This is a genomic window from Paenibacillus anseongensis, from assembly GCF_009757995.1.
Classification (GTDB): domain Bacteria; phylum Bacillota; class Bacilli; order Paenibacillales; family NBRC-103111; genus Paenibacillus_E; species Paenibacillus_E chondroitinus.
The window spans coordinates 1-23,377 of sequence record NZ_WSEM01000036.1 but is presented as its reverse complement, the minus strand read 5'-3'; the positions used below and the strand labels follow the sequence as shown (position 1 = coordinate 23,377).

The 23,377-nt window shown below is 48.3% G+C and carries 18 protein-coding genes; 8 read left to right on the top strand and 10 right to left on the bottom strand.

Going from position 1 to position 23,377, the window contains the following annotated elements:
- Window positions 1-117 precede the first annotated feature (117 nt).
- The gene (locus GON05_RS34190) at window positions 118-1,680 is read right to left on the bottom strand and encodes a response regulator (RefSeq protein WP_157325974.1); all 1,563 of its coding nucleotides are present in this window, start codon (window positions 1,678-1,680) and stop codon (window positions 118-120) included.
- Window positions 1,677-3,473 (bottom strand): cache domain-containing sensor histidine kinase, encoded by a 1,797-nt coding sequence (locus GON05_RS34185; RefSeq protein WP_157325972.1) that lies wholly within the window; start codon window positions 3,471-3,473, stop codon window positions 1,677-1,679. The genes GON05_RS34190 and GON05_RS34185 overlap by 4 nt, the downstream gene beginning before the upstream one ends.
- Before the next feature lie 281 nt (window positions 3,474-3,754).
- Here GON05_RS34185 and GON05_RS34175 point away from each other — a divergent pair, with 281 nt between their 5' ends.
- Together GON05_RS34175 and GON05_RS34170 are read left to right on the top strand one after the other, a co-directional pair.
- Window positions 3,755-4,912 (top strand): alanine racemase, encoded by a 1,158-nt coding sequence (locus GON05_RS34175; protein ID WP_157325970.1) that lies wholly within the window; start codon window positions 3,755-3,757, stop codon window positions 4,910-4,912.
- A 33-nt stretch (window positions 4,913-4,945) separates the two neighbouring features.
- Window positions 4,946-5,410 (top strand): RidA family protein, encoded by a 465-nt coding sequence (locus tag GON05_RS34170; RefSeq protein ID WP_157325968.1) that lies wholly within the window; start codon window positions 4,946-4,948, stop codon window positions 5,408-5,410.
- Between the two features lie 478 nt (window positions 5,411-5,888).
- Here GON05_RS34170 and GON05_RS34165 read toward each other — a convergent pair whose 3' ends face one another.
- From GON05_RS34165 to GON05_RS34130, 8 genes are all read right to left on the bottom strand, one after another.
- Window positions 5,889-6,665, bottom strand: coding sequence for a type II toxin-antitoxin system PemK/MazF family toxin (locus GON05_RS34165; protein WP_157325966.1), 777 nt, complete (start codon window positions 6,663-6,665; stop codon window positions 5,889-5,891).
- A gap of 307 nt (window positions 6,666-6,972) precedes the next feature.
- On the bottom strand, window positions 6,973-8,703 hold the full coding sequence (locus GON05_RS34160) for a methyl-accepting chemotaxis protein (RefSeq protein ID WP_157325963.1): 1,731 nt from the start codon (window positions 8,701-8,703) through the stop codon (window positions 6,973-6,975).
- Between the two features lie 97 nt (window positions 8,704-8,800).
- Complete coding sequence (gene mglC, locus GON05_RS34155) at window positions 8,801-9,832, bottom strand: galactose/methyl galactoside ABC transporter permease MglC (RefSeq protein WP_127458210.1); 1,032 nt, start codon at window positions 9,830-9,832, stop codon at window positions 8,801-8,803.
- Between the two features lie 18 nt (window positions 9,833-9,850).
- Window positions 9,851-11,368, bottom strand: a complete 1,518-nt coding sequence (locus GON05_RS34150; protein ID WP_157325961.1) for a sugar ABC transporter ATP-binding protein — start codon at window positions 11,366-11,368, stop codon at window positions 9,851-9,853.
- A gap of 137 nt (window positions 11,369-11,505) precedes the next feature.
- A complete protein-coding gene (locus tag GON05_RS34145; protein ID WP_127458212.1) occupies window positions 11,506-12,594 on the bottom strand; it encodes a galactose ABC transporter substrate-binding protein in 1,089 nt (362 codons plus the stop codon).
- A 110-nt stretch (window positions 12,595-12,704) separates the two neighbouring features.
- Window positions 12,705-13,691 carry a substrate-binding domain-containing protein gene (locus GON05_RS34140; RefSeq protein WP_157325959.1) on the bottom strand — a complete coding sequence of 329 codons (987 nt, stop codon included), beginning with the start codon at window positions 13,689-13,691 and terminating at the stop codon, window positions 12,705-12,707.
- A 12-nt stretch (window positions 13,692-13,703) separates the two neighbouring features.
- On the bottom strand, window positions 13,704-15,398 hold the full coding sequence (locus GON05_RS34135) for a cache domain-containing sensor histidine kinase (RefSeq protein WP_157326007.1): 1,695 nt from the start codon (window positions 15,396-15,398) through the stop codon (window positions 13,704-13,706).
- A 114-nt stretch (window positions 15,399-15,512) separates the two neighbouring features.
- The gene (locus GON05_RS34130) at window positions 15,513-17,171 is read right to left on the bottom strand and encodes a response regulator (protein ID WP_157325957.1); all 1,659 of its coding nucleotides are present in this window, start codon (window positions 17,169-17,171) and stop codon (window positions 15,513-15,515) included.
- A gap of 226 nt (window positions 17,172-17,397) precedes the next feature.
- Between GON05_RS34130 and GON05_RS34125 the strand changes: the two genes are divergently transcribed.
- The 6 genes from GON05_RS34125 to GON05_RS34100 all read left to right on the top strand — a co-directional run bounded on the left by GON05_RS34125 (window position 17,398) and on the right by GON05_RS34100 (window position 23,322).
- On the top strand, window positions 17,398-18,354 hold the full coding sequence (locus tag GON05_RS34125; protein WP_246239695.1) for an AAA family ATPase: 957 nt from the start codon (window positions 17,398-17,400) through the stop codon (window positions 18,352-18,354).
- Between the two features lie 3 nt (window positions 18,355-18,357).
- Window positions 18,358-19,509: a DUF58 domain-containing protein gene (locus tag GON05_RS34120; protein ID WP_157325953.1), complete on the top strand. Its 1,152-nt coding sequence runs from the start codon at window positions 18,358-18,360 to the stop codon at window positions 19,507-19,509.
- On the top strand, window positions 19,472-20,854 hold the full coding sequence (locus GON05_RS34115) for a DUF4129 domain-containing protein (protein WP_157325951.1): 1,383 nt from the start codon (window positions 19,472-19,474) through the stop codon (window positions 20,852-20,854). Before GON05_RS34120 ends, GON05_RS34115 begins: the two co-directional genes overlap by 38 nt.
- A 148-nt stretch (window positions 20,855-21,002) precedes the next feature.
- Window positions 21,003-21,173, top strand: a complete 171-nt coding sequence (locus GON05_RS34110) for a hypothetical protein (protein ID WP_157325949.1) — start codon at window positions 21,003-21,005, stop codon at window positions 21,171-21,173.
- A gap of 238 nt (window positions 21,174-21,411) precedes the next feature.
- On the top strand, window positions 21,412-22,320 hold the full coding sequence (gene hprK, locus GON05_RS34105) for an HPr(Ser) kinase/phosphatase (protein WP_181646654.1): 909 nt from the start codon (window positions 21,412-21,414) through the stop codon (window positions 22,318-22,320).
- A 63-nt stretch (window positions 22,321-22,383) separates the two neighbouring features.
- A complete protein-coding gene (locus GON05_RS34100; protein WP_157325947.1) occupies window positions 22,384-23,322 on the top strand; it encodes a YusW family protein in 939 nt (312 codons plus the stop codon).
- Window positions 23,323-23,377 lie beyond the last annotated feature (55 nt).

Here is a 23,377-nt window from a genome sequence, read left to right as displayed (position 1 = left end):
CCTAAAAGTTTCGTAAAAACTAATCTGTAGCTCTCTTGTTACAACTTTAGTATAGGGGACATCTGTAGGAGACGGTACGGGAGAGACTTCGGCGCAAGGGGGGACATTTTTCAGTCTTTAGATTTTGTCGACTCCAGTCGAACCCTGTCGATATTCGGATGGCGTTTGCCCGGTATGCTTTTTAAATTGCTGCGTAAAATACTTGATGTCCTCGTATCCCACTCTTCTGGCAATATCGCTGACTTTGGTTTGTGTACTTTGCAGCAGATCTACCGCGCGCTTCATCCTCTCCTGTGTGACGAACTCAATATAGGTGCATCCGGTCTCCCGTTTAAATACTTCGCTAAAATGATTCGGATTGATATGAACAAAACCCGCAACCTGCTGCAATGAAATCGGCTGATGCAAATTGTCGCGGATATAGGCGATTGACTTGTACACATAAGCATACTTATTCTGATCCAACCCTTGGTGGAACAGATTCATAATCGCTGTAAGGATCTTAAAAATCTCCTCTTCCGGGCGCCCTTCCCCTTCATAGGAGGGGAGTTTGCTAAGCGAAGCCTCCGATGAATTCGCCCGCTCCAGCCAGCGGTGGCCTGCGATAATCATCGATTGCAGATAACCCTGCACCGTCATCGGCGTAGCAAAGGCGTCTTCCATCAACGCTCGCACCCGCTGGTTCACCCAATGCCGCAGGTCCGTCGCATTGCCGCTCATGAGAATAGCCGCAAGCTCAGCTTCCTCCTTCTCGGTAAGTACAGTACGCCCACCGCTTCGCTCCCGAATATCCGCCAATGTGAAAAGACCCTGCGAACCGAGCAGTCCTTGGTACGCAAACACCTCTTTGGCAGCCAGGTAGGAATCTTTCAGGCTATCGTAATCCCGAGCGACGGTTCCGAGCGCCGCAAATACCGTGCATTTCAGCGTTTCTGTTACCCGCTTCAGCGCACCCTTAAGCCCCGCTTGCTCCGTGCCGCCGCTTTCTTCATAACGGACAACAAGCAGCAAGTGCTCCTTGTTCATAAGCGTTACGCACGGAAGCAGCTCGAAGAGGATATTCTGCGCTGCACCTTGCAGCAGCTCCGTAAGCCCCGCTTCCCATCCCGATACGGAAACGAGCATCACTTGCATCGCCGCGGCCGAACCGGATTCCGGATGAACGTCTACGCCGTTTCTGTGGAACCAGACACGCAGCTGCTCCCTTGCTTCCGCATCATCGTGCAAGCCCCGTTTTAGCGCTCGATCCAACAACTGATTGCGCAGCGCAGCCTGCTGGAGATTCTCCTGCTTCATCGTTTCCCATTTATCCATGACGTTCTGCTTCGCTTTCAATGCAGCTTTAATAATTTCTTCCGGGCGGCTTGTCTTCAGCAAATAATCGGTCACTCCTTCACGGAGCGCCTGTTGGGCATAGGAGAAATCATCATACCCCGTCAGGATCACGATCTCGGTATCCGGTAATTGCGCTTTGATTTCACGGGCCAGCTGAATCCCGTCGATCCCCGGCATGCGGATATCCGTCAGCACGATGTGAGGTTTTTCTTCCGCAATCCGCTCTAACGCCTCTTCCCCCGAAGATGCTGCAGGCAGCAGTTCAAGCCCGAGCTCTTTCCAATCGATCACCGTACAAAGACCGGTTCTTATTATCACTTCATCGTCTACAATCAAAATTCTCATGTCGTCAGCTCCCCCGTCCCAAGCGGAATTGAAAATGATATCCGAGTTCCCATACCTAACGTGCTTTCCACAACAAGGCCCGACCCAAGGCCATAATGCAGCAGCAATCGCCTGTGCACATTAATAAGTCCATAAGAGGTCACCGGCAGCTTCGCTTCCTTCGCGACTTCGGTTAGCATTCCCAATTGTTGGTTAGCCGCAACCAGCTGACCGTGAATGTCGCGCAGCTTCGCTTCGTCCATGCCGATTCCCGTATCTTCTACGACAAATTTCATCTGATTATCACGCAGTTCCCCATGGACGTAGACATGCCCTTTGGCTTTCTTTTTCTGAATACCATGAATAAGACTGTTCTCAATCAACGGCTGCAGCAGCAGCTTCAGCATCGTCGTTTGCAGCATTTCTGGAACAATAAAAAACTCAATCTCGAACTGATCGGGAAAACGCATGGCCTGGATATAGGCATAATTCTGGGCATGTGAGATTTCCTGCTGAACCGAACAGAACTCCTCACCCTTATTTAGGCTAAAACGCAAGAAATCACTAAGCGCCCCAATCATTTCGGCAATTTGACGATCTTTATTCATCAGAGCAATCCAGTGGATCGAAGAAAGTGTATTGTACAAAAAATGCGGATTAATCTGCGCCTGAAGGGCCATAATGTCTGCTTCCTTCTTCTTTGCTTCATTCTGCTGGACTTGATCCTTCAGCCGGCCGATCCGCTCGCTCAGCTTATTATAGCTGTGGACCAGCAGCCCGACTTCGTCGGCGCTTTTCACCTCATAGGTCGGGATCGCCTCATCCGGATTCAAATCTTTCAACGATTTGGTTAACCTAGTTAACGGTTTAGTCACCCATTGCAAGAAATAAAGCACTAACCCCATTGCAAGCATGAGCGCAATAACAATCGTCACAGCGGTTACGGTAAGCACGTAACCATTTTGTTTCTGGTAGATTTCTGTCGGGATGAACCCGACCAGCTTCCAGCCTAAGCGAGGCATAGAGTTATACAAAACCGTGTGCGGCAATTCGCCTCTAGGCACGTTAAGCACGCCATTGGTTTCACCCAGCTTGTCCAAGTTCGGAAATACATCTCCGACCTTCCGAGCCAACCAGCCTGGTTCGCCTCCAGCAATAATTTGGTTGTATTGGTCAGTCAGCATGACAAAACCGCTGCTTTCCCAACCCGCATCCGTCAAATAATGCTCAATCTCCGCTTGATCAAGGGAAAAAGCGAGCGTTCCGATCGTTCGAAACGTGCTGACATCGCGAATCGGTCTGACGAGTGTAATCACCCTCTTGGGACCGTCCGTTGTTTGGTTCACATAAAGCGGCGACCACCATTTGGAAGTGGATTTGTAAACGGATTCATACTGTTGTAAAAGCGGATTGAGTCCCGAATTCGTAATCGTCGTTGTATATAGTACTGGATTGCCGTTTTTCGGCGTAATCGTAATGTTGGAAATGTATTTTTTGGAATAGGATAAGTTCCATAAAGTTCCGACGATCAGCGAATAGCTGTTTACGTCCCCTTCTGTGTTGCTTAAGTAGGTTTGAATATCTTTCTGGCCAATAAGAAAAATCGACATATTCTCTACGTCTTGAATAACGAAATCCAGCTTATCCGTTATTTGTTTCAGGGTGTTCATTCCGGCCTGCTTCGCTTTATCTTCCGTCACTGAAGTGGCAATGCGATAGGAAACGGTCCCCATGGAAAGCAGCGGCAACACGACTGCGAGTAAAATGATTAATGACAGTTTGCGTTTCAGGGACTTGGCAAACCAGCGTCTCATGGGCGCCCCTCCTTCCTTTTTACTTTTACATAGTAGCATGTGCAGCGTTTGCAAATCTTACTTTTCTTTAGGTAACCAAACTTTTTGTTTGATATTAGAAATTTTTATGTTACCATTTTTCTCAAGACAAGAAAGCAAAACCAAGCGAATTGGCACAAACCCGGCTCGACGTATACCCAAAAGGTTGCGAAACGATTTGCGCCTATCTGAATATTTCAAAGTATACCCTCTACAGCTACTTGGAAGAAAGTAAAAGTGCAGCGAAAAGGGAGTGATGTTTGATGGAATCATTGGAAACAACTAAAACATTGGAAACGTTGGAAAAATTAGAAGGATTAGAAGCAATAGAAACCCCGAGTCTCCTCATCGATGCTGTTCGGATGGATCGCAACATTGAGACCATGGCTGATGTGGCCCGTATCCATCAAGTGAACCTGCGTCCTCATGCGAAGACGCATAAGATCCCCGCTATCGCGCTGAAGCAGATCGAAGCTGGGGCTGTCGGTATCACGGTGGCGAAAATAGCGGAAGCAGAAGTCATGGCCGCGCACGGCATTAGCAACATTTTTGTCGCTTACCCGCTTGTGACCGCCAGCAAGATCGAACGCGCCATTCGTCTGAGCGAGCAGATCGAGCTCATTGTTGGTGTCGATAGCTTGGCGGGCGCTCAGCAATTGGAGCACATCGCCAGCCGCCATGGGCACTCTTTGCAAGTCCGGCTGGAAATTGACACAGGTCTGCGCCGTACCGGCGTTTTGTACGAACAAGCCGCTGCTCTGGCGGCTGAAATTAGCGCCATGCCGCACTTGCGGCTGACCGGCATCTACACCTTCCGCGGCTCCCTGCTTGCCAGCAAGCCGACGCTTGACGTGGCTGCAGCCGGTAAGGAAGAAGGCGCGTTGATGGTGCAGCTCGCCGAGCACCTCAGAACGCAAGGCATCGCGATCACGGATGTCAGCGTGGGTTCAACGCCAACCGCAGCGTATGCCGCGGCGGTTGAAGGCGTGACCGAGGTGCGCCCGGGCACCTACGTGTTCCACGACAGGATGCAGGCACGGCTAGGTGTCTGCAGCTTGGAGGACTGCGCGGGCAGCGTGCTCGTCACCGTCGTTAGCCGCCCCTCGGCTGACCTCGCAATTGTCGACGGCGGCAGCAAAACCTTCGCCACCGACATTCAGCCGGGCACCGAGCCCTTGCAGCTGAAGGGCTTTGGGCACATCCTGGGGCTTGCGGATGCGACGCTAGCCCGCTTAACAGAAGAACACGGCATGATTGAGCTAGGACCGCTAGCCCAAGCGGCCAACCTGCAAATTGGCGATAAGCTGCGCATTATCCCCAATCATATTTGCAGCACCGTCAACTTACATAATCATGTGATGATGCAGCATGGCCATACTTACACTCGTACGCCTGTGCTTGCTCGAGGAATGCTGGAGTGAGCTTAATACACATAAAAACTGGAGGTCAATCGCATGTCGAACATTGAACAGCGCCTGCAAGAATTAGGGATTACACTCCCTCCATCCCCTGAACCGCGTTTTACCTACATTCCTTGCAATCAAACAGGGAATCTCATCTATTTGTCCGGTCAAGACTGCCGGATTAACGGAGAATTGATGTATGAGGGCAAGCTTGGCCGTGAAGTGACAATTGAGCAAGGACAAGCGGCAGCACGCCAAACCATCATTAACTGCTTAGCAGTTATGAAGGGATATCTCGGAGATTTGGACCGGGTCGTTAAAATCGTGAAGATGCTCGCTTTCGTCAATAGCGCACCGGGTTTCGGAGACCAGCCCTATGTCATCAACGGCGCGTCCGATTTGTTAGTCGATGTGTTCGGCGAAAAAGGTAAACATGCCCGATCCGCCATCGGCACAAGCGATCTGCCGTTTCACACGCCGGTGGAGATTGAGTTGATCGTTGAAGTGCGAGATTAGACACTAGTTCCATAATCGATCGCCATAGCAATTTTCATTTGATGGAGTTTTTCAGGCTGTCGAGAAAGTCTCGACAGTCTTATCTATTTTTTTGAAGCAAACGCCTTACGAACACACATTGGAATTGGGTAAAGCCGTCGAAGAAGATCGGGAACAACATGGAAAAAATATCTGGAGCGTCAGGGGAGGTGAACGTGGCCAAGCATCATCCATATTAGCGTTGGGAAATTCAAAAAAAAAAAACAGTTAGATCTTATCCAACTGTTTTCCCTAAACCTAAAGTAGCATGCTATATAATATAAGTCCATATAAAGCAAAAAAGGCCCCGTATACACAGCAGCCTTCTTTCATCCGTGATATCGCATTACTGCGAACAAATTCCGTACACAAAATATACCATATTATATCGTAATATATCAAGCAAAACTTAACTTAATTTAACTTAACTTAATTTAACTCTTATTTAAATCTATTAATTTTATGGCAGTTTTTCAAAGTCTACTTTTAAACCATTTGATGCTGCAACTTCCCCTAAAGAGCTTAAAAGTTCTGGATGACCTTTTGCCGCTTCAAGGATACCCTTGTAAATCTCTAATGCTGCAGCAGCACGTGAAATTTCGATTTCTAGACTCTCTTTTTGAGTCTGCAGATCATGAATGCTTACTTGCAATTGAGCAACATTCTGGGCTTGGTCCACTAATAGCTGTTGGTACGTAGGAAACTGTACAAGTATATACTCTTCAATGGTTCTCATAAGAACGGGATTCGTAATTTGACCATTTGACTGCGTAATTCGATTCTTATTAATCCAACGCGCTGCATTCATTTGGATACCTGTATTTAGTTGAAAACCATCCTTAGGCGTGGCATCGATAATATCTGGAAAGTTTTGTCCATATTTTTTTGAGCTGCATGGAACTACAAATACTGAAGTGAAATCATTAACTAACACAATGCATGGATGTTCATACTGAGGCTCATATTTAAAATTCACTGCCCCTAAATCAGCCATAACAATGTCACCATTTTTGTACTTTTTCTGATTCTCAGGACCGCTTAAATTTTTTAGCCAACGATCGTGGAAGATAACCCATTGTCCCATATTATAAACGGATAGTTCTTGAACTTTATCTACAATATTCCACATCTTAAGCTTCCATTGTTCACTGATAACGTTATTATCCATGCCCTTTAGCTTCTTAGCTTCGGGTTCTTTAATATGTATTTTTATATTTCTTCTATCGATTGGAAACATGTAACCCCCTGGTTGTTTGATTTCTGGCTGCTCCTGCAGCACGTCGCTTCTTTAACGCTAATCATGCTTTTTTTCTATTTCTTTTGAACATCAACCATCTTTAATTTGAAAAAAGTAAAATATATCCAATTATATCATCTAAATCTTAATTTTGATAGACTTAACAATAACGCTGCAGCTATGGCAGAAATGATGCGCTCACAGCCAGACCAGGCGAGCTGGGGAATACAAAAAACGCTCTTGGAAGCCCATAGAAGGACTTTCAAAAGCGTTTTATATTAACTACTAGCGGTATATTTAAAACCGCTCACACACGGAATCGAGCAATCAAGCCCTGCAAATCCCCGGCCATGCTGCTCAGCACGGAGGCCGAGGAGACGATCTCCTCCATACTCGCATACTGCCCCTCGATATTGGAGGAGACGTTGCGCGCACCGGAAGCGGTCTGTCCCGCGACTTCGTCAATACCGCGAATCACGTCAACGGCTGTGCTCGTTTTCGCAGAGATAGCGGCCGAGCTGGCGGACACTTCCGCAATCTGGCGAGCGACATCGTCCATCGCATCGCTAATGCGCAGGAACGTTGCCTGTGCTACGCCGACAACTTCGAGACCCGTCTCCACCTCTTGGCTTCCCGCCTGGGTGGAGTTCATAACCACGCTTGTTTCTTCTTGTATACTCGAAACAAGCTGAGTCACTTCTTCAGCCGCTGCTCCCGTCTGAAGAGCCAGCTTGCGGACTTCGTCGGCGACGACCGCAAAGCCTTTGCCGGCCGCCCCTGCCCGCGCAGCCTCAATAGAGGCATTCAATGCGAGCATATTCGTTTGTCTCGCAATACCGGCAATGATGGCATTCGCTTGCACGATTTGCTCAGAACGCTCCCCGAGCCGCTGAACAGATTCTACAAGCACCTTCATCTTCTGAGAGATGGCTTGCATTTGGGTAATCGCCGTCTCAACGGCTGTGTTACCAGCACTAGCAGCTTCCAAGGCGAGTGAAGACTGCTGGTTGGCCGATTGCGTGACACCCACGATTTGAATAACAGCCGCGGACATTTCTTCCATGATGGAAACGCCTTGCTGTACACTTCGTACCTGCGCATCCGTCCCCGTCGAAATCTCCTGAATCGTATAAGTGATCCGCTCCGAAGACTCACTAACCTGTTCAGCATTATTGCTTAGCGCATCAGATGCTGCGGCTACGTGCTGGGCACTGCTGCCCACCTGGCTGATTAAGCTGTGGAGATTAGCTTTCATGCCATTAAAGGCCATAGCCAAATCCCTTAATTCGTCTCTATTGCTCACGTAGATGCTGCCGGTCGATAAATCGCAGTCCGCAATCCTTTCGGCAGCTCTTACCATGGAACGGATCGGATTCACAATCGTCCGGGATAATAAGAGGCCAATCGCCAGCGCAAATAAAAATGCAGCTACACTAACCCAAATCAACGTTCGTACGGTCGATTGCACGACGTCATGATTGCGTGCCGTATCCACTTCCTGAACAGCTCTTTCCAATTCTTCGATCTTCGCTGCAGACTGCGTTAACGTTTCTGTCGTGGGAATCGCCCACTGCATCGCTTCGGCTTTAGCCAAATCGACATTCCCTTTATCCGCGTATTCCGCCACTTTGTTAACCAGACGCATGAACGTTTGGTTAGAATCCGCCATGGACTGGATCGCGCCCTGCTCGTCCTCATTTTTGGCAAACTCACTCATTTGTCCAATAATATCAGATAGCCCAGCATTCGTTTCCGTTAAAAACTTCTCTTTCTCTTTCGTTGGATTAAGCACATAACCTAGCAGCAGACTGTTCTGTATTTGCGTCTTCTCCTTAATCTCTGCAACATGCCGAAGAATCGTTACATGATCGTTCAAAAGCTTCGAATAAGAGCGATCAACTTTATTCAGATAGGTGTATGACAAGCCGCTAGTCACCGCAACAAGTAATGAAACAATAACGAAGGTTCCCACAATTTTGCCTCTTAAAGAAATTGAAAACCTCTTTTTTTCCGTAGCGGAAATCTTTTTTTCCTGCATACATGGGCCCCCTTTTTATGTAGCAACCGTTTTCAATTGTCTTCGTAAAATAACAGGCTGCCCCTTTACGCGACAGCCTGCTATCCTTTTTGCTTTATTATTTAGAGTTCATGTATTTACGCATATCGAACGCTACCGCAGCCACGATGATAACACCTTTAATGATTAGCTGCCAGTAAGGGCTGATGCCGATAAACGTCAAACCGTAGTTGATTACGCTGAAAATCAATACCCCTGCAAGTACGCCGGGAACCGTTCCGATACCACCGGATGTCGATACGCCGCCGACTACACAAGCTGCGATCGCATCAAGCTCGTACATGTTTCCGTAGTTGTTCGTTGCGCCTCCGGTTCTTGCTGCTTCCAGCACCCCAGCCAATCCGTACAAAGCACCCGCGATGGAGTAGATATAAATCAGGTAACGGTTAACGTTAATTCCCGAAACAACTGCCGCATGAATGTTGCCGCCGATTGCGTACATGTATTTACCCAGCTTGGTTTTGTTGAACACGATCCAGACGATAATCGCTACAGCAACAGCAATAATAACGATATAAGGTAATGAGTACGTGGCATCAGAGCCAATAGAACCTGTTCCCAGTTTACTAAAATCAGGTCTCAAACCACCGATAGGCTGGGACTGATTCGGTTTCATATCGAAGTATAAGGAGTTGGCACCGTATACGGCAACCATCGTTCCTAGTGTTGCGATGAAAGGTGGAACCTTCAATTTAGCGACGATAATTCCATTAATAAGACCTACCAAAAGACCAGCTACAATCGCAATGATAATTGGAACAAGCAGCGGCAAGTGCGGTAGATCCGGGAAAAATCTGCGGCCATAATCCTGCGTTTGCAGCATGGATGCCGAGATAACGGCCGTCAAACCGACAATCCGTCCAGTCGAAAGGTCGGTGCCTCCCGTGATCAAGATGAAGGCAGCACCCAAAGCAATGATGACACGTGTGGATGACTGCAGCAAAATGTCGCGTAGAATACTAACGGATAAAAAGCGCGGATCATAAATTGCGATCCCAATAACGAGCACGACCAAAACGATGTAGATTGCGTATTTGGTCACGAACCCACTAATGTCTCTAGATTTTAATGTTTCTGTTTTTGTACTCATGGTTTCTTGGCCCCCCATTTATGCCATATGCTGTGCAGCAAGGCGCATGATCTCTTCTTCTGTTGCTTTATTTCCTTCTACGATCCCCGTAAGGCGTCCTTCACACATAACCATGATTCGGTCTGACATCCCAAGCAGCTCGGGCATTTCAGAAGAGATCATGATAATACTTTTCCCCTGCTTCGCAAGGTCGGCAATGATGGAATAAATCTCAAACTTCGCTCCTACGTCAATTCCGCGAGTCGGCTCATCCAGCAGGAGCACGTCCGGCTCTGTAAGCAGCCATCTGGCCAAGAGCACCTTTTGCTGGTTACCACCAGAAAGGTTTTTGATCAATGCATGCATGTTCGGCGTTTTCACCCGAAGCATCTCAATGCTTTTCTCTACTTCGACTTTCCGTTTCGCCTCTTGAATGAATCCGAGTGGGTTCATGTATCGGCCTAAATTCGCAATGACCGTATTCTCAAGCACGGACAATACCGGGAAAATCCCTGTCACGCGGCGCTCTTCCGTAAGCAGCGCGATTTTGTGCTTAATGGCGTCAATCGGCGATTTAAGCTTTACTTGCTTGCCATGGATCGAAATTTGGCCGGATGCAACACCGCGTAGTCCGAACAAAGCTTCCATCAGTTCCGTCCGCTGTGCACCAACCAAACCGCCCACGCCAAGAATTTCTCCCTTACGAAGGTCGAAAGAAACATTTTTAAAGGATCTTGGGATGACCGACGTCAGTCCCTCCACACTCATTAATACACCGTTCGGTACATTGCTTCGTTCAGGGAAACGCTCTTTGAGATCACGTCCAACCATTTTCGAGATGATCATATCGGTTGTCAGCTCTGACGATGGCCACGTCCCAATCTTTGTTCCGTCACGCATAATCGTTACTTCATCCGAGATTTCAAGAATTTCTTCCATTTTATGTGAAATATAGATGATCGAGACGCCACGACTTTTCAGGTCGCGAATGATGCGAAATAGCTGTTCAACTTCATTTCCTGTTAATGACGAAGTCGGCTCATCCATAACAATGACTTTCGAATTGAAAGAAACGGCTTTGGCAATTTCAATGGACTGCACTTTCGAAACCGACAAGGTGCCAACAAGTGTGTCCGGTTTAATATCCATTTGAAGCTGTTCAAACAACTTTTCTGTATCTCTGCGCATCTTCTTGTGATCCACTAATTTCAATGGTCCGATCCCTTTTTCCGGGAAGCGGCCCAACCAAATGTTCTCCATCACGTTGCGATGAGGAACCGGGTGCAGCTCTTGATGAATCATGGAAATGCCGTTTGCTAACGCATCCTTGGAATTAAGGATGGACACGGTCTCGCCGTTCAGCTTGATCTCTCCGCCATCCGGCTTGTAGATGCCGAATAAGCATTTCATCAACGTCGATTTACCAGCCCCGTTTTCTCCCATCAAAGCATGCACGCTTCCTGGGCGAACTTTCAGGGTAACGTTATCCAGCGCCTTGACGCCGGGGAACTCTTTGGAGATTTGATTCATTTCCAGTAAATACTCATGTAATGTCATGGTAACTCCCCCTACCAGCTCACGATAATCCCCACAAAGTGAAGCCATTGTTCTAAGCCTTTTTCTCTGTATCTTTGCACGGGTTTCCAAATAAGAAGGCAAGAGCGGATAATTGCTCTTGCCCGCTTCTATTCAGATTACTTCGCTTCGTTCATGTTCGCTTTTGTAATCTTTTTGTAGGAAATCCAAACATATTTACCGTCTGTTACATCGTAGCCTGTCGTTTCTTTGCTTGGTGTTTGACCGTTAGCAAGAGCAGTTGCTACGTTCGTTGTTGCAGCACCTTGGTTTTTCGCATCGTTCAGAACAGTTCCGAGCAACGTACCATCGCTAAGTGCTTGAAGCGCAGGAGCCGTAGCGTCAACGCCTACAACCGGCAAGAATTTATTGTCTTTGAAGTAACCTTTTGCTTTCAGAGCTTCGATAGCGCCAAGAGCCATATCATCGTTGTTCGCAAGAACAGCTTCGATTTTGTTTTCACTGGAAGCTAGGAAAGCTGCCATTTTCTCTTGACCTTTTACACGATCCCACATAGCTGTATCTTCCGCTACTTTCTCTACGCCCAGACCAGCATCTGTGATTGCTTGGATGGAGAACTTCGTGCGAAGCTCAGCATCTTGGTGTCCTGGCTCGCCTTTCAACATAACGTATTGAATTTTGCCGTCTTTGTTTTTGTCCGCTTCTGGGTGAGCTTTGAAGTAGTCAACCAGCAATTGGCCTTCCATGGTTCCGGATTGCTCAGCTTTCGCGCCTACATAGTAAACTTTATCCCATTTCTTCATATCGTCAGCCAGCGGCTCACGGTTCAAGAAGACAACCGGTACGTTAGCTGTTTTTGCTTTATCGATGATAACGCCTGCCGCTGTACGGTCAACCGCATTGATCGCAAGAGCGTTTACTTTTTTCGTGATGAAAAGGTCAACTTTATCATTTTGTGTTGGTTGTGAGTTTTGGCTGTCTACGATATCCACAGTTGCTTTGTCTTTCGCTGCATCAGCGATCGCCGCGCGAACACCGGACATGAATGTATCGTCAAATTTATAAATAGCTACACCGATTGTTGGTTTTTTGCCGTCTGTTTTAGCAGGAGCTGCTGTTGCCGCTGCACCAGTGCTTGCTGCTGCGCTAGCTGCTGGAGATGCTGCTGGTTTTTCTGTTTTAGCGCCACATCCTGTTACGGTTGCAACCAAAGCACTCGCTACTGCAAGGGTAATCAATTTTTTCAAGGTAAGACCCTCCCTAAAAGGTTGTTGTTTGTTTATTTACATTTCTAAATATACGGCATGCGGACTACGAAACAAATGCAATATCCTCATATCTTCTATCGAAATTCTCATCACTTTATAAACGGAAATAGCAATTTTTGATTATCCGACCAGAACATATTGTTGAGGTCAATGGCCTTAATCCCGGTATCAACACGGCCCGGAATCTTCTTTCCATGTGAGGCTTCGACCGCATTTTTAACCCCTAAATAGCCGATGCTGAACGGATTTTGAATAATCGTAGCTTGGATAACGCCTTCCTGCAGCAGCTCCAACTCTTCCGATGTGCTGTCAAATGTGATGATTTTCACTTTATCTTGCAGATTCATTCGTTGAATCGCATCGGCAACCCCAATGGAGGAGATTTCATTCAGGGCAACAATCCCGTCCAAATGCGGATACTTCTCAATGATGCCTTGCGTAAGTTGATCCGCCGTCCCCCGGTCTGTCATCGTGTATACCTTGGCAATAACCTTCATGGTCGGATATTTCGATATTTCATCCAAAAGCCCTTGCTCCCGAAGCTCCGTATTGCGCTCCCCTTGTTTAAAGCTCACAATCGCGATATTTCCTTTGGGTCCGACAAGCTTAATTAATTGCTGACCTGCCATTTGACCGGCCTCATAATTGTTGGCGCCTATGAAGCTTCTCGCTTTGCGTGACTCCACTTCAGAGTCGATCGCGACAACAGGAATGCCTCGTCCCTCAGCATCGTCTACAACTCCCGACAATTCCTTATAGTCATTAGCCGCGAGCACAATGGCATCAGGACCGCTATTAACGGATTGCTCCATTAAGGCGATCTGCCCCTTTACATCCCCTTCATCGTCCGGCGCCCTGAAATCCAAAGTTACATTAAATTCCTTCGCGGCGACTTCCGCTCCCATTTTAACCGTTTTCCAATAGTCCCCGTTCTGGCTTCTTAACACCACTTCCAAATGCTTCTTCTTCTCGGTCGGTGTACTCTCAGTCTCCGTATTGCGCATACAGGAGGACATGGAGAAGGCAGCGGCCAAGATGGCGAATATGAGGGGGCCAAGTTTCATTGTTTTATCCATCGCTGATCCTCCCTATTCATCTTCCAATATGGCTGGAATCCAGATTTTCACGATCGTTCCTTCTTCAAGCTCGCTCTCCACCTTAACGCCATAATCCGCGCCAAAATACAGCTGAATCCGCTCATGCACATTACGCAGACCAACCCCTGAGCCCTTATCGCTTTTTACAGAGCCAATCATAATGTTTTTGAGTGTTTCCTCCGACATCCCAACACCATTGTCCTGGACCTGGAGCTGTATTTTATCGCCTATTTTCCTAGCTGATATGTGAATATGACCTTCGTCCACCATATACTCGATGCCATGATAGAGCGAATTTTCTACAAACGGCTGCAAAATTAACTTTAGCGTTTTATAAGGCAGCACTTCTTCATCCACTTCAATGTCATAATCGAACTTGTCCTTATACCTCATCTTTTGGATGATTAAATAATTCCGAATATGCTCGATCTCATCTGCAATCGTAATGATGTTCTTCCCTTTGCTGAGCGAAATCCGAAAAAACTTGGACAAGGAGGTAATCGTCGTAACAACCTCTTCGTTTTTCCCGTTCCCAACCATCCGAACCACGGAATTGAGCGTATTGTACAAAAAATGCGGATTAATCTGCGATTGTAGCACCTCAAGCTCGTTTTTTCTCTTGATCTCTTGCTCATGAATATTTTGATCCATCAGCTCGCGCACCCTGGAAACCATGAGATTGAACCTTCGTGAAAGCTGCTCCACTTCATCTGCGCCGCGAACATGTATGTACGTGTCAAAATGCCCCTTCTCGACCATTTCCATCGATTTCTTAAGCCGTTTGATCGGCTTGGAAATGCGCGCTGACATGAAGGAGGAGATGAGCAAAATAAAAATAAGAACAATGACCAACAGCCAAATCATAAACGTGCTGATTTCCTTGCGGGTCGTGATCATTTCATCCATATAGGAGACCCCGATAATTTTCCAACCGATATTATTAACGGTCCTAACGACATTAAGCCGGGGTTCCCCCTCGCTGACATCCATATACTTGCCGTAGGAGAATTTGAGCGCCTGCTCCACATTTTCATACTTTAAGCCAATATAAATAAGCTGCTGCTGGGGATGGTACACAATGTTGCCTGCCGAATCATCAATGATGTACACGTAACCTTTTTTGCCTAAAGAAACCGTGCGGAACACGTCATCCAGCGTTTTAAAATTCACATCCACCAGAAGCACCGCGTCCTCCCACTTCCCGCCATGTTCAATGGTAACCCCTTTACTCATCGAAACAACCCAGCGGTACGGATCTTTGAATAGGTTCTGAATATGCGGCAGCGAAAAGGAAAGATGGTTCGGATTGTCCAAAGCGGACTTAAACCAGGACTGTTCAATCAGCCTCGTATTTTTGCGCATGCCGGCATTCTGGAGACCCGTAATCAGCTCGCCATCCGCAGCAAATAAATTAATGGAGACGATATCCTCGCGCGTGCTTGCGATCGTTTCCAACTGTTCCGTCAGCTTGTCGGAGGGGATGCCGCGGCTTTTGGCAATCTTGGCATCGACCACCTCGAACGTGTCCGCCATGCCTTTTATATAATTTTCCAAGTTAAACTGGACCTGTTCTACAATCTGCTGTGTATTTAGAAAGGCACTTTCTTCCGCCGTCTTGGAGAACTTATTATAGAGCACCAGTGAAATGATCAGCATAACGGTCACGGTGATGAAAATAAAAGACATCGTAATCGCAAATTGGATGCTTTTCACCCGGATGGTATCGAGCAGCACCTCGTACAAAGCCTTGAATAGAGCCCTTATTTTTCGTATCAAAACTAACCCCCCGCTCCTTGACCCCTACTGCCCTTTGCTGCTGTTATTGCGATATTCCTTTGGGGAAACGCCAACATTTTTTCGGAACGAAAAGCTGAAATAGTTCGCATCGGCATAACCGACCTTCTCAGCGATCTCCAGCGCCTTCATATCTGTAGAGCGCAGCATCTCCTTCGCCGCCTCCATGCGGATATGGTTCAAGTAGTTGACGAAGGTCATTTTCGTTTCTTTTTTGAAAATACTGCTGAAATACCCTGCGCTAATATGCAAATGGCTGCACACTTTATTAATCGTAATGTCGCCTTCGTGATAATGATTTTTGGTATAATCTTTGGCCATCTCAACCAGATTCTTGTAAGTATATTGGCGATCCGTAGCGATATGGTTCATCATCGAGGCGCATAGCTCGGCAAGCCAGTGCTTAGCTTCTTCCAACGACTTAAACTTATTGATCTCTGTAAAAGGAATGAAGTTGTCGCCGAAAACCTCGTCCACGTTCAAATTCGAATCCTTGGCCGCCTTCAGGATGCAAGTCAGAATTTCCAGCAAATAAATCTGATAGTCCTTAACGGAAACAGCTCCTTCAATTCCCTGAAAAAGCTCGTCCATTGTCTCCCGGATCTCTTGATTCGTCCCAACCTTGATACAACGCGTCAAAGCGTGCTCTTTCACATCGTCAAACCGAACTTTCTCCACGGTACGCATCTCCACGTCATCGATGGAAATAATGCGGTTATTGCCAAGAATAAGTCTGTAGTCCAGCGCCAATACAGCGTCTTCATAGGAATAGCTGATTTTGGTCACATCCTTCATGACAGTACCAATACCAACCGTTAAGGTGAATTTCAAATATTTTTCCACATTCTGCCGAACTTCTTCCAACACCTTCATCGTCTCTTGCAGCGCGATTTCCCTGTTCTCACTCTCCCTTACGGATAACACAACCACATGATCGTCATGCATAAAAACAAGGCCAAACCGATGTTTATCCACAATCTCTTCTGTGATATTTAATAAGGCAAAGTATTTCAGCGCTTGATCCGGCGAATATTTTAAGGAAACGGACTTGGACAGCTCTTCCCGATTCTCCAGCTCCTCTTCAGGAATGAGTACGCCATCGATACTCAAAGCAGCAGCGACAAAGCTTTGACCGCCTATTTCAATCCCGTAGTTTGCCGCTTTCTCGTAGACTTCTTCGCGCGGAAGCTTCCGGTTCATGAGCGTTGCCAGGAAATTCTCTTTCAGCACAGGCATGCTCTTCCGATAATGCTCCATGAGCAGCTGCACATTCTCCCGGTGCGCCACTTCCTCCTGAATTTGTCCCTTCACCTTCAGCAAGGCATTGATAAGCTCCTGCGCGGAAAAAGGCTTCAGCACGTACTCATCGATATGCAGCTTAATTGCTCTCTGGGCATACTCAAACTCATCATGCCCTGTGAGAATGATCAGCTTAATGGTTGGAAATCGCTCTCGAATCGCTTCGGCCAGCTGCAGCCCATTCATAAACGGCATCTGAATATCGGTTACAACGACGTCCGGCTGTAGTCGCTCTACCATTTCCAGCGCTTCTCTGCCGTTCTCCGCTTTTTCAATGACCTCGAAACCGATGGCTTCCCAGTCCACCTCGCGAACGACACCTTCACGGACATCCTCTTCATCATCCACTAAAATTAGCTTGTACATCAGGGTCCCCCTAAACATTTACATATAAAGTGCTGATTTGTAAGTAATTAGTAATTAAGCTATTTATCCATATTGTACTAACTGCCTATCGAATACACAACAGGATTAGCAGGCGTTAAGGAAGTAATGGTAAAAATCACCTAGTGTCTGTTAAACTTAAGTAGACAACTCTTATGTCCCGATTTACATATTGTTCACCACATTAATGATTTGGGAGGAACAGCCGTTGGACTTCACACGAATAGGACAAATCGCTACGCTCATCAAGGAAAATGTAGGTAGAGTCATTGTAGGAAAAGACGAGACGGTCGAGCTGATGGTTATCGCCCTCATCGCTTCCGGACATGTACTGCTTGAGGATGTGCCGGGCACCGGGAAAACGCAGCTGGCTAAAGCACTGGCCCGCTCCTTGGACGGCACGATGAAGCGCATTCAGTTCACACCGGACCTCCTGCCTTCGGATGTTAGCGGCATTAACTTTTACAATCAAAAACTCGGCGAATTCGAATTCCGCCCGGGACCGCTCTTCGCTCACATCGTGCTCGCCGATGAAATTAACCGCGCGACGCCGCGCACCCAATCCGCCTTGCTGGAAAGCATGGAGGAGCGTCAAGTGAGCATCGACGGGGAAACGCGCGCGCTCGAAGCGCCGTTCCTCGTGATCGCCACGCAGAACCCTGTCGAGAATCAGGGGACGTTCCCCCTGCCGGAAGCACAGCTCGACCGCTTCCTGATGAAGCTCTCGCTTGGTTATCCGTCTGCCGCGGAGCAGGTGCAGATTTTAAAGCGCTACCAACAGCAGGATCCGCTTGATCAGCTGCTGCCGGTTGTAGGGCGCGCTGAGCTGCTTGAAGCGCAGCGCTTGTTCGTGCAGGTGCGCTTCAGCGACGAGCTGCTGCAGTACCTCGTGCAGCTCGCGGAAGCTACCCGCACGCATGCAGATGCCGCGCTTGGCGTCTCGCCGCGCGGCGTGCGCGCCTTGATGAAGGCGGCGCAGGTGTACGCGGCGCTGCGTGGCCGCGACTACGTGCTGCCGGACGACATCAAGGCGCTGGCCGGGCCCGTCTGGGCGCACCGCATCCTGCTGCGGACACGGTCGCGCCAGCAGGACCAGCAGGTGCAGACGCTGCTGGCGGGCATTCTTGCGGCGACGCCTGTGCCGACCGAAGTCAAGCTGAGGTAGCGGATGGGTATCTCATGGATCCTCATCATCGCTGGCCTTGTCTACCTAGTCCAACACACCATTTTCAACCGTTGGGGCTTTCGTGGTCTTACGATTAAACGATCCTTTAATACAGCACACTGCCATGCTGGTGATCGCATCGAAATGATCGAAACGATTCAGAACCGCAAGCTCGCTCCGGTTCCTTGGCTGCGTTTGGAATCCACGATTCATGCCGGGCTTCATTTTGCCAAGCAAAGCAATCTTGCCGTAAGCAGCGGCGCGATGTTTCAGAATCATCGCAGTCTTTTCAGCCTGATGCCGTATACCCGAATCGTCAGACGCCATCAGGTATATTGCGCACAGCGTGGCTGGTATAAGCTGGAGACCGTATCCGCATCCATCGGGGATCTTGTCGGCATGCATGCGGCAACGAAGAGCCAGCGCACAGATTTGGAGCTCCTCGTGTATCCGCGCTTGGTAAGCCGGGATGACATCCCGCTTCTATCCAGCCGTTGGCAAGGAGATGTTACGGTGAAGCGTTGGATTATGCCCGATCCGTTCCTTGTCTCGGGCGTACGCGAGTATCGTTACGGGGATACAATGAACAGCATTCATTGGAAAGCCACGGCTCGCAGCCAGAGACTGCAGGTCTATAATCGGGAATTCACAGCGGACCCGAGGCTGCTCATCATCGTCAATACCCAAATAACCGCAACCATGTGGGACGCTGTTAGCGATCCGGAGCTGGTTGAGAAAGGCTTATCGTACGCCGCCACGTTGGCCGAATATGCGATTAGCCAAGGAATTCCTGTTGGCTTCGGCTATAACGGGTCTCTAGCTCAACAGCCCGGTGTCACGGTGCATGTTCCTCCGGCCGGCGGTCACCCGCATCTGGAATATCTGTTCGAAACAATGGCGAAGCTAACTGTTTCCTACACCCGCTCCTGCAGTGATTTTCTGGATGAGTGCACTCTGCAGGAAGGGAGCGCCCTGGATATTATTCTGCTGACCGCTTTCGTATCCGATGCCATTGAAGATAGCATTCAGCGACTTGAAGCGCAGGGGCATACCGTCTTTATCGTTCCCTTGCAGCATGGGCTATTAACCCTTCATGAAAAGGAGGCGAGTCCATCCGATGTCAACACCGCTTCAGGGGCAAGCTCAGCAAGTTAATCAGACTAGGTATACTTATCTTCGAGTTATCGGAAATTCGCTTGTATTCGCGGGAGCTGAACTTATTCTATTTTCCCCCCTTGTCGTGACTACGCACCTTTATTTGTCAGAGATATCTCTCTGGCCGTTGATCGTGCAGTTCATGCTTGTTTTCATAGCAGGCAGCTTATTGGGACGCATTACTTGGCTATCTCGCACGCTTTATGAGCTTCTGGGATGTGCACTAGTCGGTTTTGCAGCAGCCTATCTGTTCCAAGGGAACAACTGGCATAGCTGGACTTGTGCCGCTATCGGCATGCTGCTCTCCTATCGCGGTATTCGCTGTACGAAGGACGGCTGGCCTGCCATCTTTCCTGGAGCCTCGTTTGCAGTTGCAGGAGCGGTATACTTCATCGGTGTACCGATCATGGGACATCAGGCTTCCTTTCAGCCTTATATGGGCTGGTTGAATGGTCTGGGCTTCATCTCGCTCATTATCTTTTTCTTTGCTATGCAGCGAACAGGCCTGCTAACAGCGACACTTGCCAGCGATGAGAGAGCCGCCTCTTCCTCCTTATCGGAAACCGTGAAGCGCTCGAGCCGAATTTGGTTAACGGTATTAATTGCCCTTATCTTCGTCGTTGCCTACTTTCAGCAGCTTCGACAAGGCATCGTTGCCGGTTTACGCGCTGCCATCGCATGGCTGGTGTCTCTCCTGCAATCCGGTCCGCCGCCAGAAACGCTGCCTGAGCCCAATCCGTCCGCACCGCCGCCGCTCCTACCTCCGGCTGAGGCCAGAGAACCGAGCTGGTTGGACACCTTGTTTCACTATATTCAGGTTATCTTCGGATATCTGATCGTTGTCGCGCTGATCGTTCTTGCTGTTTACATAATTGTAACCAAGCTCCTGCCCGTAGTGAATGCTTTCTTAAGACGTTTAATGAACCGCTCTCTCAGCAGCAAGCAAGATGGAGAATCCGAAGGCTTCATTGATGAAAAAGAAGCGCTTCTCGATTGGAAAGGACTTCCGCGCCTGTGGTGGCAGCAAGTGAGAAAAGGAAGAAACAAGGAGAGAAGCCATGCGAAGAAATGGGCGCTTTTACCGAACAATCGGGAGCGCGTCCGCTATCTTTACCGCCTCTTGATCGAGCGGGCCGCTCAGAACGGGTATACGTATAAGGATGCTCTAACTCCTAATGAAACGGAAAAAGATTTAAGTTTAGGAAAGCAGCTTTCACCAGAAACCGTTCATGCCATTACAACGGCCTATAATCAAGTGCGGTACGGTGAAACCGACGTCTCCGACGCTCAGCTGGGTCAAGTTCTGCAAGCGGTCGAGCCTAGCCTTCGCAATCACTTAAAATAGCCGAATCGATCTACTTTGTAAACCAAAAAGAGGCTGTGCCGCATTCAACGGCATGGCCTCTTTGACTTTTTTATGGAAAATCGTCACATTCCGGCTCTTCGCCGCATATGCATAATTGTTTGAATACAAGTGATGAGGTGGTTTTGAGATGTTAGCATTAAAAACGAGCTGTGAAAGAGAAGAAGTCGTTCAAACTTTGTGTGACATGGGCTTGGATCAAATTGCAAGATGGATCATGGTATTGCCTGAAGACCGGTGGGAAAACATGTTTCTCTCAACATGGCCAACACTTGCGAAAAAATGCGGCTACAACAGGTAAGCTGCTTTTACATAAACATACGAAACGACCAACATGGCCTACGCTCTGTGCGCTTCTTGCATAGGGCGTTTTTTTTCACTATTTGTTCGAGGACCATCTCTGCAGCTTTCTAAAGCAACGCATAATTTGACACATTCTGTACAAAAATGCAACATTCAAGCGCTTTCATAGCAGGAATCTTGCAGGATATAAGCGAATGATATGAGATTAGCATGAATTTATAAAGGAGGGACAGATTGTGAAGCCCGTCACAGTCAAAGATTTAGTCGAGCGCTTCTCGCTCGAAGTACTTGCCGGACACTCGGAACTGCACCGTCCGATTACCAAAACGAAGGCGCACCGCCCCGGCCTTGAGTTTGTCGGCTATTTCGAGTATTTCCCGCAAGAGCACGTACAGCTCTTAGGAAGGAAAGAAATTACTTACCTGCACAAGCTCACCGAAACAGAAAGAAATCTGCACATCGGTAATATTGTCAAATATCATCCGCCTTGTTTCGTCGTCACAAGAAACCAGGAAGGCTTGAAATATTTAACGAAATATTGCGAAGAAGAACGCATTCCCCTGCTCCGTACAGCTGCAGCCACAAGTAAATTCCAGGATCTCGTTGATTTATATCTCAGCAAATCCTTGGCGCAAGAGATGGCGATTCACGGCGTCTGCGTCAATGTATCAGGAATCGGCATCTTGCTTCGTGGCAAATCCGGTGTTGGCAAAAGCGAAACCGCCCACACCTTGATCCGCCGAGGACATCGCCTCGTGGCTGATGATATCGTGGTGTTGAAAAAAATCAGCCCGGAAACTCTGCTAGGCACGCACAACGGAAAAACGAAGGAATTCCTTGCGCTGCGCAGCATCGGGCTTATTAACGTGTCGCGTCTCTATGGCCGCAAAGCGTTCCAAGATGAAACACGGATCGTGCTCGACATCGAGCTGACCAAGTGGCAGGAGCATGCGCTCAATAACGATTTGGAGCTTGAGCCTGCTTTTACGGAATATATGGATATTCGAATTCCGCATATTGAAATCCAACTGCAGCCTGGACGCGACGTTGCAGGACTTGTTGAGGCTGCGGCGAACAGCTGGTATTTGCGCCAGCAGGGATACAGTGCAGCTGAAGAATTCATGCAGCGTCTGCAAAGCGACTAAAAGCCCTAAGACCGTCCCAAAACACCCCCCTATGCCGAAAGGTGTTAGTGGAGGTGTTTTCTTATGCGCAAAAGATTACCATTTATTATTATTTCTATTACGCTGGTGGCTTTGTTGGTTTGCGGGTGGACAGCCTACGCATCAACTTCAACTAACTCTGCCATCTCTACTTCAGTCAACGGCACTTTCAAATCTGCTAGTTCAGAAGCCGTCACTGTCACTACGGATACAGGGGACCAAACGCTACCCTTAGCGAAATCTGTGTGGGTTTTCAAAAATGATCAAAAAGCTCAGCTTGCCGACTTACACGCAGGGGATCAGATCGAGTTAATCCTTAATAGTAAGCAGCAGGCGGCCTATGTCAAAGCATCATCTTCGGTTGCCAATGAGCCCACGCCGTCCCCGACTGCTTCTGCGGCTCCGGTTGAGCCGACACAAAGTCCGGCTGCAACGGTTGTGCCAACGCAGACGCCGACACCTACGTCCGCCGCTCCAAAACCGGAGTCTAGCACAAAGCCAGCCTCAGCGGATAAAAACAGTTATCCAGACCTGCAGGGCTTTGATCTTAATGTGGACGGCAAGCATTTCAAGCTGCACATCGGGCAATCCAAGGATGATAAAGGAACAACGTATGATCTGAGCGTTAAGCCTGAAGATTCCGGGATGATTCACCTCAAAGGGGAGGAAGCTGCCCAGTGGATTCAGAATCTGCTCGCTTCTATCGACCTCAAATCATCCGATGCTGAGCAGAAAATTGCAGGGCTGCTTGCCCAGCACTATAACTTGGACGCGAATAAATTGAATGTCCATATGAAAACCAAATGGCAACCGCAGCCTCAACAGCCGCAGCAGGCTCCAAAGAAACCTGGCGATGATCATGACGATAATCAAGACGACAAGCGCAAAGATGAGCCAAAAGGCGGGCCAAAAGCTAAAAACGATCACAAAGATGAGCGTAAAGACAAGGATAAGCCACGTGGCAACAGCCAGCACGACGAATAATCGAGTAGATAGGGGCGGCTAGCCCCTGACCTCTCACACCACCGTACATGCGGGT